18 protein-coding genes are annotated in these 17,001 nt (G+C 44.9%); 11 read left to right on the forward strand and 7 right to left on the reverse strand.

Annotated elements, in window-relative coordinates:
- Positions 1-2: 2 nt before the first annotated feature.
- The 7 genes from R7Z10_RS14495 to R7Z10_RS14525 are packed head-to-tail and all read right to left on the reverse strand — an operon-like array spanning position 3 to position 7,621.
- The gene (locus R7Z10_RS14495) at positions 3-1,430 is read right to left on the reverse strand and encodes an NAD-dependent succinate-semialdehyde dehydrogenase (RefSeq protein WP_318105142.1); all 1,428 of its coding nucleotides are present in this window, start codon (positions 1,428-1,430) and stop codon (positions 3-5) included.
- A gap of 54 nt (positions 1,431-1,484) precedes the next feature.
- On the reverse strand, positions 1,485-2,567 hold the full coding sequence (aguA, locus tag R7Z10_RS14500; RefSeq protein WP_017633979.1) for an agmatine deiminase: 1,083 nt from the start codon (positions 2,565-2,567) through the stop codon (positions 1,485-1,487).
- 12 nt (positions 2,568-2,579) lie between these two features.
- Positions 2,580-3,446, reverse strand: a complete 867-nt coding sequence (aguB, locus tag R7Z10_RS14505) for an N-carbamoylputrescine amidase (RefSeq protein WP_017820918.1) — start codon at positions 3,444-3,446, stop codon at positions 2,580-2,582.
- A 17-nt stretch (positions 3,447-3,463) separates the two neighbouring features.
- Entirely contained in the window at positions 3,464-4,741 is a 1,278-nt protein-coding gene (locus R7Z10_RS14510; RefSeq protein WP_017448883.1) for an FAD-binding oxidoreductase, read from the reverse strand.
- Positions 4,742-4,778: 37 nt separating this feature from the next.
- Positions 4,779-6,263, reverse strand: a complete 1,485-nt coding sequence (locus tag R7Z10_RS14515; protein WP_318105149.1) for an aldehyde dehydrogenase — start codon at positions 6,261-6,263, stop codon at positions 4,779-4,781.
- Between the two features lie 35 nt (positions 6,264-6,298).
- Complete coding sequence (puuR, locus tag R7Z10_RS14520) at positions 6,299-6,856, reverse strand: HTH-type transcriptional regulator PuuR (protein WP_005377813.1); 558 nt, start codon at positions 6,854-6,856, stop codon at positions 6,299-6,301.
- A gap of 18 nt (positions 6,857-6,874) precedes the next feature.
- On the reverse strand, positions 6,875-7,621 hold the full coding sequence (locus R7Z10_RS14525; protein ID WP_005377814.1) for a gamma-glutamyl-gamma-aminobutyrate hydrolase family protein: 747 nt from the start codon (positions 7,619-7,621) through the stop codon (positions 6,875-6,877).
- Between the two features lie 340 nt (positions 7,622-7,961).
- On the opposite strand from R7Z10_RS14525, the gene R7Z10_RS14530 reads away from it, so the two are divergent.
- The 11 genes from R7Z10_RS14530 to R7Z10_RS14580 all read left to right on the forward strand — a co-directional run bounded on the left by R7Z10_RS14530 (position 7,962) and on the right by R7Z10_RS14580 (position 16,467).
- A complete protein-coding gene (locus tag R7Z10_RS14530) occupies positions 7,962-9,305 on the forward strand; it encodes a glutamine synthetase family protein (protein WP_053306915.1) in 1,344 nt (447 codons plus the stop codon).
- An 18-nt stretch (positions 9,306-9,323) separates the two neighbouring features.
- On the forward strand, positions 9,324-10,799 hold the full coding sequence (locus R7Z10_RS14535) for a Na+/H+ antiporter NhaC family protein (RefSeq protein ID WP_318105150.1): 1,476 nt from the start codon (positions 9,324-9,326) through the stop codon (positions 10,797-10,799).
- A gap of 249 nt (positions 10,800-11,048) precedes the next feature.
- A complete protein-coding gene (locus R7Z10_RS14540) occupies positions 11,049-11,732 on the forward strand; it encodes a DUF4336 domain-containing protein (RefSeq protein ID WP_318105152.1) in 684 nt (227 codons plus the stop codon).
- A 416-nt stretch (positions 11,733-12,148) separates the two neighbouring features.
- A complete protein-coding gene (locus R7Z10_RS14545) occupies positions 12,149-12,616 on the forward strand; it encodes an Sbal_3080 family lipoprotein (protein ID WP_005385757.1) in 468 nt (155 codons plus the stop codon).
- A 64-nt stretch (positions 12,617-12,680) separates the two neighbouring features.
- A complete protein-coding gene (locus R7Z10_RS14550) occupies positions 12,681-13,013 on the forward strand; it encodes a YnfA family protein (protein ID WP_005377819.1) in 333 nt (110 codons plus the stop codon).
- A gap of 141 nt (positions 13,014-13,154) precedes the next feature.
- Positions 13,155-13,559: a DUF1801 domain-containing protein gene (locus tag R7Z10_RS14555; protein WP_318105155.1), complete on the forward strand. Its 405-nt coding sequence runs from the start codon at positions 13,155-13,157 to the stop codon at positions 13,557-13,559.
- Positions 13,560-13,712: 153 nt separating this feature from the next.
- Positions 13,713-14,093 carry a hypothetical protein gene (locus R7Z10_RS14560; protein WP_170893833.1) on the forward strand — a complete coding sequence of 127 codons (381 nt, stop codon included), beginning with the start codon at positions 13,713-13,715 and terminating at the stop codon, positions 14,091-14,093.
- A gap of 150 nt (positions 14,094-14,243) precedes the next feature.
- Positions 14,244-14,744, forward strand: coding sequence for a GNAT family N-acetyltransferase (locus R7Z10_RS14565; protein ID WP_213961173.1), 501 nt, complete (start codon positions 14,244-14,246; stop codon positions 14,742-14,744).
- A gap of 98 nt (positions 14,745-14,842) precedes the next feature.
- On the forward strand, positions 14,843-15,094 hold the full coding sequence (locus R7Z10_RS14570) for a TIGR03643 family protein (RefSeq protein ID WP_005377824.1): 252 nt from the start codon (positions 14,843-14,845) through the stop codon (positions 15,092-15,094).
- Between the two features lie 390 nt (positions 15,095-15,484).
- Entirely contained in the window at positions 15,485-15,889 is a 405-nt protein-coding gene (locus R7Z10_RS14575) for a lysozyme inhibitor LprI family protein (protein WP_021033854.1), read from the forward strand.
- 128 nt (positions 15,890-16,017) lie between these two features.
- On the forward strand, positions 16,018-16,467 hold the full coding sequence (locus tag R7Z10_RS14580; protein WP_182016189.1) for a nuclear transport factor 2 family protein: 450 nt from the start codon (positions 16,018-16,020) through the stop codon (positions 16,465-16,467).
- The last annotated feature ends 534 nt before the right edge of the window (positions 16,468-17,001 follow it).

The raw sequence follows: 17,001 nt of genomic DNA on the forward strand, positions 1-17,001 counted from the left end.
AATTAGTTGCCGCCAAAGCAGAGATATTTCACGTCCATGTATTCATCGATACCTTGTTTTGCACCTTCACGTCCGATACCGGACTGCTTAACACCACCGAAAGGAGCCACTTCAGTAGAGATCATACCTTCGTTAATGCCGACCATGCCGTATTCGAGCGCTTCTGCGATTTTCCAAACACGGTGAATGTTTTGGCTGTAGAAGTACGACGCGAGACCGTAGATGGTGTCGTTCGCCATTTCGACTAGCTGTTCGTCGCTGTCAAAACGAATCACTGGCGCGACAGGGCCAAAGATTTCCTCGGAAACAATCTTCATGTCGTGAGTAACGTCTTTGAGAACCACTGGCTGCATAAATAGACCATCGAGCTTTTTAAGCTCTGAAACCGGCTTCGCGCCTTGCTCGATAGCACCATCAATAAGCGTCTGAATGCCTTGCTTCGCTGACTCGCTGATCACTGGACCAATGTTGACCCCCTCTTCCAATCCGTTACCAACTTTGAGCTGCTGAACCGCAGCGTCAAACTTAGCAACGAATTCGTCATACACTTTGCTGTGTACATAGAAACGGTTCGCACAAACACACGTTTGACCTGCGTTACGGAATTTCGACGCCATCGCGCCTGCCACAGCTGCATCAATATCCGCATCATCGAATACGATAAATGGCGCGTTGCCACCGAGCTCCATTGAGGTACGTTTGATGTCAGCCGCGCTTTGCTGCATCAGCACGCTACCGACTTGAGTAGAGCCAGTGAAAGACAACTTACGAATCAACGGGTGTGAAGTGAAGATAGCACCGACCTGACGGGAGTTTTCCCCCAATACCACTTGCAGCACATCGCGTGGGATACCCGCTTGATAGGCAAGCTCTGCAACCGCAAACGCAGACAGCGGCGTAGATTCAGATGGTTTTACCACAAAGCTACAGCCTGCTGCTAAAGCTGGCCCTGCTTTGCGCGTGATCATCGCAATTGGGAAGTTCCAAGGTGTAATCGCACAGGCGACACCAATTGGCTGTTTGATGGTCACCAAACGCTTGTCCGCACTTGGCGCAGGAATCGTCTCACCGTAGGTACGCTTCGCTTCTTCAGCAAACCATTCGATAAAGCTCGCGCCGTAAAGCACTTCACCTTGAGCTTCCGCTAGCGGCTTACCTTGCTCTAACGTCATCAAACGGCCAAGGTCGGCTTTGTTTTCTAACAGGAGTTGGAACCAACGATTGAGCATGCCAGCACGCATTTTTGCTGGCAGTGCCGCCCACTCTTTCTGCGCCACACTGGCACGTTCAATGCCATTTAAAATGTCGTTTTCGGTTGAAACTGGTGCGAACCCGAGGAGTTCTCCGGTCGCCGGATTAGTCACTGCAATGCCCTGTTGTGGATTCGCTACCATAAACGAAACAAGGCTTTGGTTTTGTATCTGTTGCATGGTCATTCCTTTTGACAACTCATCATCGCCGCTAAGCCAGCGGCGAGTTCATGTTTAAGCAGGGATCTGCTGCGTAATACAGTGAATGTTCCCTCCGCCGAGTAGAACCTCTCTCGACGGTATCGCGATGATTTGGTATTCCGGCATCGCGTTTTGCAAAATATCGATCGCCATAGCGTCGGTCTCTTCGTCCAGCATCGGCAAGAACACATGCTCGTTGACGATAAGAAAGTTCGCATAAGAGGCACTTAGGCGTTCGCCAGCTTGTCGACTCATTCCCGAACTGGCGTCAATGCCATTGGCTTCGCGCTCGCTGTAATGCAACGGACCCGGTAATGGCAAACGGACAATTTCAATATTGCGCCCTTTCGCATCGTGCTGAGATTTCAGTACTTGTTCCGCTTGACGAGATAACGCGTATTGCGGATCACTTGGGTCATCGGTCCAACTCAGTACCACCTTACCCGGAGCGATAACGTGCATCAGGTTGTCAACATGGCCGTCTGTTTCGTCATTGAATAAACCATTTGGCAACCAAATGACTTTTTCGATACCGAGATACGCCTTTAACTGCTCTTCAATTTGCGCTTTGCTCAACTGTGGATTTCGCCCCGGACTAAGTAAGCACTCTTCTGTGGTGTAAAGGGTGCCTTCACCATCGGTGTGAATCGCCCCACCTTCAAGTACAAACGGTGCGCGGTAATGATCAATACCGATGATGTCGCACACCGAACCAGCGACAAGATCGTCCTGCTGCCAGTTGTCGTAAAGGCCGTTGTATTCGCCGCCCCACGCGTTGAATTGCCAACTAATCCCACGGCGCTCGCCCGCTTGGTTAACAAGCACGGTCGGCCCGATGTCTCGCATCCACGCATCGTTAAATGGGATTTCCACCAAACGTACATCTGAGTGAAGCATTTGACGGGCTCGGTCAAAGTTGTGCGAGCACACCGCCACACACACTTTGGTCACTTCCGCGATTAAGTTCGCGATTCTGGCGAAGGTTTCTTGCGCGGGTAATGCGTCATCACGCCAATTGTCTTTCCTTTCTGGCCACGCTAGCCAAACTTCACTAACCGGCTGAAACTCAGCCGGAAAATAGAAGCCATCTTGCGCTGGTGTTGTCGATAACTTCATTTTAACGCCTCTTTAAACGGCTAGTTTGCCAACGCTGGTGTAAAGGTCTGGACGACGGTCGCGGAACAAGCCCCACGCGTGACGCGCTTTCGCTGTCGTAGCTAGGTCGATTTCTGCGTAAATGATGGTTTCACCTTGACGCGGTGCTTCGGCAATTTTTGCACCAGTGTGGTCAGTGATAAAAGAAGAGCCGTAGAACGTCGTCTCGATACCATCATCGACTTCAGTGCCCACTCGGTTTGACGCAATCACTGGAACGAGGTTTGCTGCCGAGTGACCTTGCATTGTACGTTGCCAGTGGTCACGTGAATCCAGTGTCGGATCTTGAGGCTCAGAACCGATTGCAGTTGGGTAAAAAATCGCTTCCGCGCCGTGCAGAGCCAAGCTGCGTGCAAGCTCTGGAAACCATTGGTCCCAGCAAATGCCAGCACCGAACTTACCGAACTTGGTTTGCCACACTTTGAAACCGGTATCGCCAGGGCTAAAGTAGTACTTCTCGCTGTAGCCCGGGCCGTCAGGAATGTGTGACTTGCGGTAGTTATCTAGTACCGTGCCATCGGCATCTATCATTACTAGCGAGTTAAAAAACGTATTGCCCGCTTTTTCAAAGTAGCTGACAGGAATCACCACGCCGAGCTCTTTAGCCAACGCACTCATCTCTTTAATAAGACGACAATTCTCCGTTTCTTCTGCAAGCTCGAAATACTTCGCTTCTTGTTTTTTGCAGAAGTAAGGTGCGGCGAACAGCTCTTGAGGAAGAATCACGTTCGCACCGTTTTGTGCTGCTTCACGAATCGCATTTTTTGCTTTGGCTAAGTTATCTTCCAGATCCCAGCTTTTCGTCAGTTGAAGGGCTGCAAATTTCACTACTTTGCTCATTGGATATTCCTTATCTCTTAAATCGCCAGTTTGTCACGTAGGTTGTAGTAAGCCGCGCCCATTGCCGTAAACGGAATTTGGAAGTGGCGGCCACCCGGGAAGGAGTAATGTTTCAGAGCGGCAAACGCGTCAAAGCGTTCTGCGTGTCCAGTCAAGGTTTCAGCCAGCAACTTGCCTGCTAGGTGAGTACACGTTACACCGTGACCGCTGTAGCCTTGTAGGTAGTAAATGTTGTCTGCAAACGAGCCAAATTGCGGCATGCGTGAGTAAGTCAGCAAGAAGTTACCCGTCCAGGTGTAATCAATCTTGATGCCTTTCAATTGTGGGAAGACTTTCTCCATCTTCGGACGGATCAGTGCTTCAATGTTTTCTGGGTCACGTGCGCCGTAAACCACGCCACCTCCGAATAACAAACGCTTGTCGGCGGTTAAGCGGAAGTAGTCAAGCAAGTAGTTACAGTCTTCAACGCAGTAGTCACTGGTCAGCACTTGTTTTAACTGCTCATCACTCAAAGGCTGAGTCGCTACCACTTGCGTGCCACACGGAATCGCTTTGTTGCTGATGTTTGGTGCCAAACCACCAAGGTAGGCGTTACCTGCCAGTACCACGTACTTGCTCTTCACGCTGCCTTGCGCCGTTTTCACTACTGGGTTAATCCCTTTGTCAATCGACACGACCGCCGACTGCTCAAAGATTTGACCACCTAGAGAAATGAACGCAGCGGCTTCACCTAATGCCAGCTTCAGCGGATGAATATGACCACCGCGCATATCCAGCAAACCGCCAGTGTATACTTTCGTGCCTACCGCTTGTTCTACTTCTCCTGCGTCAAGCAGAGTCAGTTGGTCGTTGCCGTAACGCTCCCAGTTCTTCTTATGTTCTTCTAGCCCTTTGAGTTGTTTACTGTTCAGTGCCGTGAACAAGCCGCCTTGCTTGTAATCGCAGTTGATATCATATTTGTCGATAAGACCACGGATGATATCGCCGCCTTCAAAAATCATATCGCACAGAGCTTTGGCTTGGTTTTGGTCGTAACGGCTTTCAATCACGTCAACATCTCGGCTGTAGCTGTTAACGATTTGGCCACCGTTACGACCAGTTGCTCCAAAGCCCACTTTTGCGCTTTCTAACACAACGACTTTAAAACCTTTTTCTGCTAGGTGCAGCGCAGAAGAAAGACCAGAAAATCCCGCACCGACTACACACACATCGCACTCGATGTTGTCTTGCAGTTGTGGGTATTCCGGCATGTTTGGCACAGAGTGCGCGTAGAACGAATCCGTATGCTTGTTCATAGAACTATTCCTTTATTTATCGTAATCGTCAGCAGGCTTAAGGGTGGAGGCGAATCCAAGTGGTTTTGGTTTCGGTGAATTTTTCAATCGCGTGGAGAGACTTGTCTCGACCATTTCCACTCATTTTGAATCCACCAAATGGGACCGTCATGTCACCTTCGTTATAGTTGTTGACCCAAACCGAGCCGGCTTGCAGTCGTTTTGCTACGCGATGAACGCGGTTGATATTGCTACTCCAAAGTGCAGCACCTAAGCCGTACTTCGAATCGTTAGCGATCTCAATTGCTTGCGCTTCGTCTTTGAATGGAATGACACACAGCACCGGACCAAAAATTTCCTCTTGGGCGACACGCATCTTGTTGTCGATATTGTCTAAAATGGTTGGGGAAACAAATGCGCCCTGCCCATCGACATCGCCGCCACAACGTACGTTTGCACCTTCTGATTCACCTAACGAGATGTATTCCAACACTTTTGATTTATGATCTTGGTCGATGAGCGCACCCATTGATGAACTTGGGTCCATTGGGTCTTTTGGCGTGAACGCTTTCGACGCTTGAATAACTTTTTCTAAGAACTGATCTTTGATGCTTTCGTGAACAAGCAGGCGGGTTGCCGCGACGCACACCTCACCTTGGTTGTAGAAACACCCTGCGGCGGTTTCTGCTGCTGCGCGGTCTAAATCATCACAATCTTCAAACACGATGTTCGCGTTCTTGCCGCCCGCTTCTGCAAACACGCGCTTTAGGTTGCTCTCACCCGATCTGACCATCAGTTGGCCTGCAATGCGCGTCGAGCCTGTGAAGGCGATGCAGTCTACGTCTTGGTGTTTCGCCAGCGCGTCGCCAGCTTCATGACCAAAACCCGTCACGACTTGGAAAACGCCTGTTGGCAAGCCCGCTTGAGATGCAAGCTGGCCTAAGAAGATAGCGGTCAGTGATGACTTCTCTGAAGGTTTTAAGATCACGCTGTTACCAGCTGCTAAAGCAGGGCCAAGCTTCCAACACGCGAGCCAAAGTGGGAAGTTCCACGGTACAACCGCAGCAACCAGACCAATTGGTTGATGAGAAATAAAAGCGTGTACATCTTTTTCGGTTGGGGCAACTTCGCCGTATACTTTGTCGATTGCTTCTGCGTACCAGCGTAATGCACTCGCCGCGCCAGGAATATCGGTAGAGAAGCTGTGAGAGATAGGCTTACCGGTATCAAGCGTTTCTAGCAGAGCCAATTCTTCTTGGTTTTGATCAATCAAGTCAGCAAACTGTTTAAGCACTGCTTTGCGATGAGCTGGGCTACTCTCGCTCCACTGACCGGATTGAAATGCTTGGCGAGCGTATGAAACCGCGAGATCAACATCTTCATTTTGGCAACGGGCGATTTCGGTGAATATCTCATCTGTTGCTGGGTTAACTACCGGGATGGTTTGCCCTGTTAAAGCGGCACTGTATTCACCGTTAATGTACGCCCTGTTTTCGATGTTTAGATTGTTTTTTAGTTCAATCCATTGCTCTTGGGTTTTCATACGCTCTCCTTGTGATCACACAAGGCAAGCCCCCACTAAAATGTGGTTGGCGTATGCGCACTTATCATTCGACAAGCCTTGTCTGTGTGATTTGTAAATCGATGGGGCTTCGTCGTATCAATAATGTACGACTCGCCCGCTGTTATGACATGAGATTGCCCTTTATATTCCAGAGTGATTTCACCCTCTAATACGGTGCCAATCTCTTCGCCTTCGTGTTTGATTTCTGCCGCACCAGTGGTTCCATAAGGTGCGTATTCCTCGATCAAGAATCCGATGACTTGATCTTTGTCACCATTCGTTACCAGTTTCATGGACACCGTCTCGCTCCCGATTTCCACAAGATCTGACGGCTTGATGACTACTTTCACTTCATCGTTCGAAGGTTGTTCAAAAGTGAAAAACTCTGATAACGATAAAGAAAATACATTAACGATTTTTTGTAGTGAGCTGACCGACGGGCTCACTTTGCCATTTTCAATGGATGAGATTGCACTGTGGGTAATACCTGCGCGCTCGGCTAGTTCCCTTTGTGACAATCCATGTTTTTTTCGTAACTGAACAATATTTTTACCAATCTCTTGATTGTCCATTCATACAGCTCCAAACGTTTAACGAGAGGTAGCCATCATAAATTCATTGAACAAAATTTGAGAGAAATGATTGGTTTTTGCTTCCCATTCTGGGTGCCACTGCACGCCAACGAAAAATTTTTGATTAGGAAGACTAAATGCTTCTACCAAGCCATCCGGGGCTTTAGCTTCTACTTGTAATAGAGGAGCAAGCTGATCGACGCCTTGGTTGTGTAGTGTGTTCACTTCAAAGAAGGTGGTATTTTCCCAATGATTTTGCACCAGCCATTGTTCAAATAAGCTCTGCTTTTGAACTAGTACAGCGTGTGCTGGCGCGTATTTTTGTTCGAAATCTTCAACAGGCGCTTCACGATGGTCATTGAAGCCGGAGTCATGAACGGCTGGGTTTAACGAGCCACCAAGTGCGACATTCATCTCTTGAAAGCCGCGGCAAATACCAAGGCACGGAATGTTTTGGTCAACCGCATGACGAATTAACGTGAATGAGAGCTCATCACGAGCTTCATCTTTGTAGCTCTCTTCGTGCGTTGCATTGTATCGATGTGGCGCAACGTTAGAGTGGCTGCCAGGAAAAAGAAAACCATCACATATGTCTAGGATGGTGGTTACGTCATCGCCCGACATGTCGGGAGCCAACATAATCGGTAGTCCTCCAAAATCCTTTATGGCGCGAAGGTAAAAGTCGTTGACCGCTTGTATCTGATAGCCACCCAACTCTTTAGCGCAGCTAACCACACCAATGATGGGTTTGTGTGTATCTGCCATGATATGTCCGTGTTCAATTTATTTAACACAAACCCTACAAACCATGTACAAAATTATCAACACAGATGACCATTATTATCGTCACAACGTGATCTGACGCACTTTTTAGGCTTCAAAACTGAATATTTATGCTCATTATATTGAACAAAACAAAACCAACTGTTACAAAATAGTTAACAGAAAGACATAAAAACCAGCCGTTAAACATCAAAAACACAGTGTAAGTGCATGTTTAAATTAAAAATAACCTAAAAAACAAACAACTCGCTCAGAGTACTGTAATTTATTTGTTAATTTGGTTATTTCTAATTTCTACTCGTCAGGCTATTTGGAGAAGAAAATGGAATCGTATCTACAGGAAGTAAAAAATTTTAAACAAAAATGGCCCGATATTGAATTTATCGATCTCATCTTTACCGATATAAATGCCACCCCAAGAGGAAAACGCATCCCGATAGATGCTCTAGAAAAACTGAATAAAGGTGTTGCCCTCCCCCTTTCGACCATCACCCTAGATACCAAAGGTAACGTCGTTGAAACAGCCGGGTTGGGAGAAGATCTCGGAGAACCAGATAATCTCTGCTATCCAATCAGCGGCACCTTAATGCCGACGGCAAAAGAACAAGTTGGTCAGCTACTGCTTAGTATGATGGATGAAACCGGGCAGCACCCTAACCCACTGTTCATCCGAAACATTCTCGCTTCTATATTGCAAACACTGCATGCTAAAGACCAATATCCTTGCGTCGCGCTCGAGCTGGAGTTCTATTTAATAGACAAAACCCGCGGCGAAAATGGCGAACCATTAACGGCAATTAACCCCACGAAAAAAACTCGAGAAAAAGATACCGAGGTTTACGACCTTGATGGACTAGATGACTACGCTGATTTCTTGGCCGACCTTAATCGAATTGCATTAGAACAAGGTTTAAACACTTCCGGAGCCCTATCTGAATCGGCACCAGGGCAGTTCGAAATCAACTTCAACCATTCTAAAGATGTGCTTCGAGCATGTGATGAAATCATCATCGCAAAACGCTTGATTCGCCAGGTCGCTCATCAGCACGGATTTGACGCCACATTTATGGCGAAACCTTTTAGTGAGCAAGCGGGTAATGGCATGCACATTCACCTCAGCTTGGTTGATACAGATGGTAACAACCACTTTAGCCAACCAGACGGTCAAGCGAGCGCCTTCTTCTATCAAACCATGGCAGCGATGCTGTCACAAACATCCGATGCCATGGCCCTAATCTGTCCTAACGTTAACTCTTACCGTCGCTTTGTTCCTGGCGCTTACGTCCCAACCAAAGCCGATTGGGGAGAAAACCACCGCGGTGTTGCGTTGCGTGTGCCTATCAGCGATAGCAAAAATCGCCGTATAGAGCATCGTATAGCAGGCGCTGACGTTAACCCATACATTCTCGCTGCAGTAGTACTTTCCGCAGTATTAGCGAGTGAAAGCTACACCAAAGATCAATGTCCACCGACTCTCAGTGATGATGCAATTGAGTTACCTCTGCGTATGTCAGAAGCTCTAGAGCGACTGGAGCACAGTGAGCTGGCTCAATACATCTCAAGAGATTTTATCGATTTGTATCTAGCTTGCAAACAGAGTGAACTCGCAGAATTTGAGCGAGCGATTACTCCATTGGAAATCGACTGGATGTTGCACTCGGCATAAACAAAGGAAATGAACTTTATGACTACGCAGACCAAGGCGCTGGATGCGCCTCTTAAAATCAACTCTCAACACATTATTGTTTCTTTAATCTCGGTTGCGACGTTTGTCTTTTTTACCACAATCGGTTTGAACCATGAGGAAGGCGAAGCCTACGGATGGATGAGTCTTTTACCAACGGCGTTGGTATTGGTCTTTGCGCTGACAACACACCGAACTGTGGAAGCCCTCTTTAGCGGCGCTATTGCCGGTGTTCTTCTGCTTAACCCAACTGAAGCGGTGGAACAGATTGTTGATATTTCCATGAGTGTAATGATGGATGAAACTATTGCTTGGATCATCCTCGTTTGTGGTTTGATGGGCGGCCTAATTGCTATTTTGGAGAAAGGCGGCAGTATCTTAAGCTTCTCCGACATGCTGGTCACGAAAGTAAAAAGCCGTAAGCAATCGATGCTGATGACCTTTGCTTTAGGTATTCTGATCTTTATCGACGATTATTTGAATGCGATTGCAATTTCTTCCTCAATGAAAAAAGTTACGGACGGCTACCAAATCTCGCGTGAAAAGCTCTCATATCTTGTGGATTCAACCGCCGCGCCTATCTGTATCCTCGTACCGATTTCCACTTGGGCAATTTTCTTCAGTTCGTTGCTAGAAGCAAACGGAGTAGCAGAAGCGGGAGATGGTATCAAAGCATACATTGAAGCTATTCCATACATGGCTTACGGCTGGGTAACGCTGGTGATTGTTTTGCTGGTTGCAATGGAAAAGATCCCAGATCTAGGTGCGATGAAAAAGGCAGAAAAGCGTGCGAAGAATGGTCAAGTTCGTCCTGACGGTGCAACAGATGTCGACTTTGGTCCCGATGTATCTGTACATACCAACCCAACCATGGGCCTTGTCAACTTCTTGTTACCAATGATCGTACTTGTTGCCGCAAGTTGGTATTTTGGTATCGATCTACTTGCTGGTGTTTTCGTCGCGTTAATCTTTACTATTAGCTTTTACGGCGCACAAAAACTGATCTCGATGAACGACATGTTCGAAGCTGTTTATGATGGCATTAAGGTTATGCTACTGCCGCTTGCGACCGTTATTGGTGGTTTCATGTTGAAATCGGTCAACGACTCATTGGGCGTCACGCAGTATGTCATTGAGACCGTCAGCCCTTACCTGTCAGCGTCTTACTTCCCGGCGATTATCTTTATGATTACGGGCGCGTTGGTATTTGCAACGGCATCGTCTTGGGGAACGTTTGCAGTAGCGATGCCAATTGTTCTACCTTTGGGCGAACAGCTTGGTGTGCCTCTACACTTAACCGTTGCAGCGCTGCTTTCAGCATCAGCGGCAGGGAGCCACTCTTGTTTCTTTAGTGACTCAACCGTGTTATCTGCACAAGGTTCGGGCTGTACAGCAATGCAACACGCAACCACACAGTTTCCTTATGCGTTGATTGGTATTGTTGCAACCGCGATTTTCTTCTTCATCATCGGTTAGCCCCTTTATCTAATTGCAAAACCCTGCTCAAAAATAGCGGGGTTTTGTTCTATCAAGTCAAATGATCCTCTTAAAACTACTTTACGTTCGTTCAGTATAAAAATACTCAAAGATGTACAGCTGCACTCAATAAGGGTTTGGTAAACCTAATATTTTTGGTTTACGCTTAGCGAAGCGTTTATTGTGCAACAAGGCAGCTTTTGAGTAACTTAAATGCCGCCTTAATACAGTGTTAACGGTTGGAGAGACATGAAAAAGTTAGCCCAAGAGATATGGATATTTGACGGAGATCCCGTCCAATTCTTAGGACTCCCATACACCACTCGTATGACTATTGTTAGGCTTTCTGATGGTGGCCTTTGGGTTCATAGTCCAATTAAGTTATCAAATTCGATTAGAGAGCAAATCAACAATCTAGGCCAAGTGAAATACTTAATCGCTCCTAATCATTTACACCACTTGTTCTTATCTGAATGGGTATTTGCCTATCCTAGCGCAGAAGTTTATGGCACAGATGAAGTCATCAAGAAGTGCCGTGATATACACTTTCACGCTTCACTTAACCAAGGCGGTAATGCTTGGAACTCTGAGGTTGAACAAGAACTATTTTCTGGCTCTCCATTAATGGAAGAGTGTGTGTTTTATCATCGACTTTCAAAGACCTTAATTGTTACTGACCTCGTCGAGAATTTTTCTGGCCAGGACTTTAACTACTGGCAGCGGTTTGTGGCTAAAGGGGCCGGTATTCTTGCTCCGAATGGAACAATGCCTTTGGATTGGCGCCTAAGTTTTATGTTTAGCAAACAAGAGGCTCGAAAACACTTAAATAAACTGCTGTCTTGGAAACCTAATATATTGGTTATGGCTCACGGTGAAATCGTCCTTGATAATGCAGACAAGTTCTTACAGCGCTCTTTTAAGTGGCTAGTATGAGACAACATTGAAAACTCACACAACAGAATAGACAAGAAGCTATTTTAAAACATTAGGCCCTTTTAGCTTAGTCTTAGGGGGCAATTTACAGAACTACACGTTATGTTTAACGATAAGCTCCCCTATTCCTCTTAATTGAGCATTATGCAGCAATTTAAAATTCCGTTAGAATTGCACTTCAAAAACTTCAATGCGAAGAATTCTGAACATTGATACGGACATAAGTTCAAGAGTTAACATAACGCTATAGCAATCTCTTACTAATTATTTTGCTTCGAGACATTGGCATACTCCCGAAACAAACCCTTCGACTCTAAAGGTTTTGTTAATAACTGTTGCCATGCTTGTTAGTTATTCTCGTTGAACTCAGTATCTTGAAGTTGTTTGAATATATAAATTTAAAAAAGAGACATAAGATGCACAAAAAACTCATCATTCTAAGCTTGCCTATTCTATTAGCCGCATGTGCGGCACCAAAGTATACGGTAGAAACAATCTCGAAAGAAAATCAGAGCAAGGAAATCACCATCGTAAAAGACAACGCCACGCGAGATGTTTTCTTAGATTCGATGCAAGACTGGTGTTTGGATACCGCCCATAAATGCACAGTCGTAAGCGACGGCACTCCTCCTGTTAGCTCTGAGCTGACACTTACTTACGTATCACGCTGGAGCTGGGATTTTAGAACATTTATCGCTGATGCTCAGATCAAAGCCTACAAAAATAACGAAAAAGTAGGACAAGTTGAATTTAAAGCACCAAACAGCGCGAATCCAGATAAATGGGGTAAAGACAACAAACGAATCATTTCGATGATGGATTTGTTATTCGGTAAACAAACCGTGAGTGAGGCTCAATCCAAGATTAAGCTGGGCGAAATGTAATGAGCCGAGCAATTGCCCATTTAACCAGCATCATATATTTGTAGATAAAGATAGGAATGTTTAAGTGACTGAAGTCAAAACCATTGGGCTTTTCTTTATAACCGCCATTGCAGAAATATTAGGCTGCTACTTACCTTATCTCTGGTTAAAGGAAGATAAGTCAGTTTGGCTTTTGGTACCGGCAGCGCTATGCCTTGCTATGTTTGCTTGGCTTCTATCTTTACATCCTACCGCTACTGGCAGAGTTTATGCTGCTTACGGTGGTGTCTATATTTTTGTCGCAATTCTATGGTTGTGGTGTATCGACGGCGTTCGACCAACGCTCTGGGACATAGTGGGGGTTTCTGTCGCTATGCTTGGCATGTCAATCATCATGTTTTCACCCAGAGCATCCTAAACGTAACCGAGGGAAACCCTTACGCTTAGTATTTTGGCTATGTGCTAGATTTATTGATTAATAACATTATGACGTAATTGCTACATAGCCAAAGTACGCTTGGGCTTCACCCCAAAACAGCGCTATTTATAGGAGATACCAATGAACCATGCAGTGAAGGCAAGATTTGATGAGTATCCAAAACATGTGCGTATTCGGATAGAAGAGCTACGAAATATCGTCTTAACTATCGCTTCTGAATTAAAACTGGGGGAAGTTGAAGAATCTCTAAAATGGGGAGAGCCAAGCTACAGTGTGAAAACAGGTAGCCCGGTAAGGACGGATTGGAAACAGAAAACGCCTAGTCGTTATTATCTGTTCTTTAATTGCCAAACTAAGCTCGTCGACACATTCCGCGAACTGTATAGTGACTCACTTGAGTTTCAGGGTAATCGAGCAATAATTCTATCTTTATCAGCACCTTTGCCAGAAGCTTCAATCAAGACCTGTTTAGAATTAGCATTAACCTATCAAAAGCGAAAGAACTTACCTCTTTTAGGTATGTAAAATCGCTTAATAAAACTATTTACGGCCGATTAACCATATTCAACTACTCTACCTTTGTATCCTTTTTAATGCTTCCGCAGTAAAGTTTTAGATTAAGTGGTCACGTTAATAGCGCCGTAACCAAGCTAGTAATATCGAAATAAAGAAGAGTTTATGAAATCAAAAATCTTGTTCTTACTTATGCTTGGAGCTCATTTCAATGCTTTTTCAGCGACGAACTATCAAGTAAATGTGGTAGTAACAGAGCCTCAATCAACATTCATTTTTCCGACTTTTGAAATATCCTCTAAAGGAAAAAGCAAAACCAGTTTTGTCGACGGCTGCACGTACTTAGGAACCCTTTCAGAACCGAGCAAAAATAGCATACAGCTTGAAGCTACCATGTCATGCAACCGAGATGGCGCTACGTCAAGGATAGAAATGCCGGTATTTGTACTCAACTCCGAGGGTCAAAGCGCGAGTTATGATCTTGTAGAAAATGGGATCGTGATGTGGAAATATTCTGTAGAAGTTAAGCCGTCACTTAAAAAGTGATATATCAGAAATACTAAAGTAACAATCAGCACTATTAACCGCCGTTTAAGTGTAATAGGTATATTCTTTACGACTTAATGACGTTACTTGTTGCCGCAAGTCTCCAACTCATGTACAAAACAGCCCTAATTTTAATAGGAGCTAAGTGGCATGAATTTAATTGTACGTCAGGTAACTTTAGGTGATGCTGAAGGCATTACAAACGTCCTCAATCCCATCATTATTGAAGGTTTATACACTGTATTAGATACGCCTTTCACACCTGAAGAAGAAAAAGAGTTCATTACTCATTTCCCAGAACGGGGCGTGTTTACAGTCGCTTTATCCGAAAATAGCTCACAAGTCATTGGTTTCCAAAATATCGAGCCCTTTGCACAATATACAAAAGCTTTTGACCATGTTGGCATAATTGGTACGTTTGTTAGTGACGGTGCTCGTGGCCAAGGTGTGTCTAAACAGCTTTTCAAATCGACATTCGAAGTAGCCAAACAAAAGGGTTACGAAAAACTATTTGCGTACGTTCGCAGCGATAATGAGCGAGCGTTATCAGCCTATCTCAAACAAGGCTTCGAAATCGTAGGGATCGCGAAGAAGCATGCAAAAGTTCGTGGGAAATACGTAGACGAAGTCCTAATTGAGAAGTTTTTGTAGGTGTTAAGTCGCTAAACACTAAGCACGCATATAAGAACATTTGAACCAAGACTCAATTTCCGTCGTAGAAATCTCTTTTCTAAAATAGGTTATTTGAAATGAAACTGACCTCGGAAACTGAGTCAAGAATAATAGAAATGGCATGGGAAGACCGCACCCCATTTGAGGCTATCGAATTCCAATTTGGTTTGAATGAATCCGACGTGATTCAGTTTATGCGTAGCCGGCTCAAATCAAGTAGCTTTAAATTGTGGCGTAAAAGGGTTTCGGGGCGCAATACAAAACACAACAAGCTACGAAACTCAGACATCATTAGAGGTTATTGCCCAACTCAATATAAGCCGCGATAGCGAACTGCACTTGGCATAAATTTTTATTACGAATCGCAACATTTATCGCCCTACCTTTGAATCAACTCCATGATTGAAGGGGAATAGTCACCACTTAATTCAACCTAGGTGTTTCAGGGCGATAATAAATTCAATGGGAGTCATATTAACATCCTCAGACGCCATCAAACTAATGATTCCACAGAAAAGATTAACACCAAACACCCACTAAAAATAACTCAGATTAAGGCGTCATTTAACCCGTGTATCAATCTTCTTTTACCTTCTATTTAGGCACTAGAATCACTAACCTTCTATTTTATCTTTGAAGGCACAGATAAAAAGATGCATGATTAAAAAGGAAAAATAGCGGATAACGGTTTAACAAGCACTCGGAGCTTGGAGGCAATTTTGAACAAATTACTAATGATATTTGCGTTGGTTTCTTTACCTTGCTTGGCCTCTGATGATGTTGAAGATCCCTGCAAAGTAAAAGGCGGTGGCGTTATGGCTGGTTATCAGTGTGTAGAAAAGAAAATGGAATCTGCAGATAAAGAGCTTAACGAAAGTTACAAGGAAGCAATCGCTAGAATAGGTGAGGAAGAAAAAGCACTAAGGGAAACATGGTCTCAGACCGAACTGGTAGAGCCATTTCGAAAGGCCCAAAGAGCTTGGCTAAAATACAGAGACGCCGAATGTGAATTTACGGGCCTGTCTTCCACACCCTCACCCTGGCAAGGTGTCCAGATTGAAGAATGTAAGTTAAGAATGACGTTAGAACGCGTCGAATACTTCAATGGTGTATACGTAGGCTAAACGGATTACATCTAACAAGGCACTTCAATAAGATTCGCAACTCTTGGCAATTTCAGTTTAAATGTACTCTGTGTTTAAGATGCAAGCGTTCAGGTTGTGCGTAAAACTTATATGGGTGTGAAATAATTATGGAAAAAGACGATTTAGTTGGGCTAGTAGTTAAGTATTTCGAGAAAATAGATGCCGGTGATCCTAGCTATCTGGATCTATTCTCAGAGGATGTTGACTTTTTCTTTCCTAAATTTGGGCAGGCGAAAGGAAAGAGTGCCTTAGTGGAGTTTGGCAATAGGATTAGTAGCTCGTTGATTAGTATCTGGCACGACATAGACGGCTTTCAAATAACGACTGCTGGAAACAAGGTCATTGTTGAAGGACAGGAAGGCGGCGTAATGAGTGATGGTACCTCTTGGCCGGACAACAAAGTTTCCACAGGGCGTTTTTGTAGTGTATTTGAGTTTGAAGGAAAAATGATAAGTCGTATGTTTGTGTACGTAGACCCTGACTTCCCGAGTCGAGATTTTGAGAGAATTTCCGTGCTGTCAGGCGAGAGCAACGTGCGACAAACTGTTCAAGCCTGAATACTACCGTTACCGCATAGCATCTTTGTTATGCGGTAGTATTCGTAGTTAAGGTGTGTTAAGGGCTTTGGCATTGCTTTACTCGCACCTTATCAGTACGTTAGCTATATTCCCTTACTGATAGAAATGCTACTTTCTTCAATTGTCCTGTATTATGATAATGAAAAAGATTGCACTAATTTTAAAATTAAAATGAACCAAAATTTTTTCTAAAACTACTCTCTGTCCCTTTTCTTCTAACCGGTTGCCAGTCTACGCAAAGCCAGCTTCAGCCTATACCTGAAAACGTATTATCAAACCTATCGACTCAATGGGCAGTGGTAGAGGCCTGTATTCACTCCGATGCTTATAGCTTAGAGCAATCCGTAAACTATCGAGAGGCCATTAACTATTCTTTTTCTACTTGGCTAGTCGATCAGTCCGATATCGATCAGTCTGTAAATGAAGCTCGTGTAGCGTTATCAGAATATCAGTCTCAGAATGATGGTTTAGGAACAACATGTAAGGATTGGCACCTACCCCTAGAATCTGGAT

The organism is Vibrio sp. Vb1018, assembly GCF_033338775.1.
Lineage (GTDB): Bacteria > Pseudomonadota > Gammaproteobacteria > Enterobacterales > Vibrionaceae > Vibrio > Vibrio alginolyticus.

Excerpts from the sequence above, each read along its gene's own strand:
- aguB (WP_017820918.1), bottom strand. The coding sequence starts at position 3,446 with ATGAGCAAAGTAGTGAAATTTGCAGCCCTTCAACTGACGAAAAGCTGG.
- R7Z10_RS14560 (WP_170893833.1), top strand. The coding sequence starts at position 13,713 with ATGAAATCAAAAATCTTGTTCTTACTTATGCTTGGAGCTCATTTCAAT.
- R7Z10_RS14495 (WP_318105142.1), bottom strand. The coding sequence starts at position 1,430 with ATGCAACAGATACAAAACCAAAGCCTTGTTTCGTTTATGGTAGCGAAT.
- R7Z10_RS14515 (WP_318105149.1), bottom strand. The coding sequence starts at position 6,263 with ATGAAAACCCAAGAGCAATGGATTGAACTAAAAAACAATCTAAACATC.
- R7Z10_RS14535 (WP_318105150.1), top strand. The coding sequence starts at position 9,324 with ATGACTACGCAGACCAAGGCGCTGGATGCGCCTCTTAAAATCAACTCT.
- R7Z10_RS14540 (WP_318105152.1), top strand. The coding sequence starts at position 11,049 with ATGAAAAAGTTAGCCCAAGAGATATGGATATTTGACGGAGATCCCGTC.
- R7Z10_RS14510 (WP_017448883.1), bottom strand. The coding sequence starts at position 4,741 with ATGAACAAGCATACGGATTCGTTCTACGCGCACTCTGTGCCAAACATG.
- R7Z10_RS14530 (WP_053306915.1), top strand. The coding sequence starts at position 7,962 with ATGGAATCGTATCTACAGGAAGTAAAAAATTTTAAACAAAAATGGCCC.
- R7Z10_RS14525 (WP_005377814.1), bottom strand. The coding sequence starts at position 7,621 with ATGGCAGATACACACAAACCCATCATTGGTGTGGTTAGCTGCGCTAAA.
- R7Z10_RS14545 (WP_005385757.1), top strand. The coding sequence starts at position 12,149 with ATGCACAAAAAACTCATCATTCTAAGCTTGCCTATTCTATTAGCCGCA.
- puuR (WP_005377813.1), bottom strand. The coding sequence starts at position 6,856 with ATGGACAATCAAGAGATTGGTAAAAATATTGTTCAGTTACGAAAAAAA.
- R7Z10_RS14555 (WP_318105155.1), top strand. The coding sequence starts at position 13,155 with ATGAACCATGCAGTGAAGGCAAGATTTGATGAGTATCCAAAACATGTG.
- R7Z10_RS14565 (WP_213961173.1), top strand. The coding sequence starts at position 14,244 with ATGAATTTAATTGTACGTCAGGTAACTTTAGGTGATGCTGAAGGCATT.
- R7Z10_RS14570 (WP_005377824.1), top strand. The coding sequence starts at position 14,843 with ATGAAACTGACCTCGGAAACTGAGTCAAGAATAATAGAAATGGCATGG.
- aguA (WP_017633979.1), bottom strand. The coding sequence starts at position 2,567 with ATGAAGTTATCGACAACACCAGCGCAAGATGGCTTCTATTTTCCGGCT.
- R7Z10_RS14580 (WP_182016189.1), top strand. The coding sequence starts at position 16,018 with ATGGAAAAAGACGATTTAGTTGGGCTAGTAGTTAAGTATTTCGAGAAA.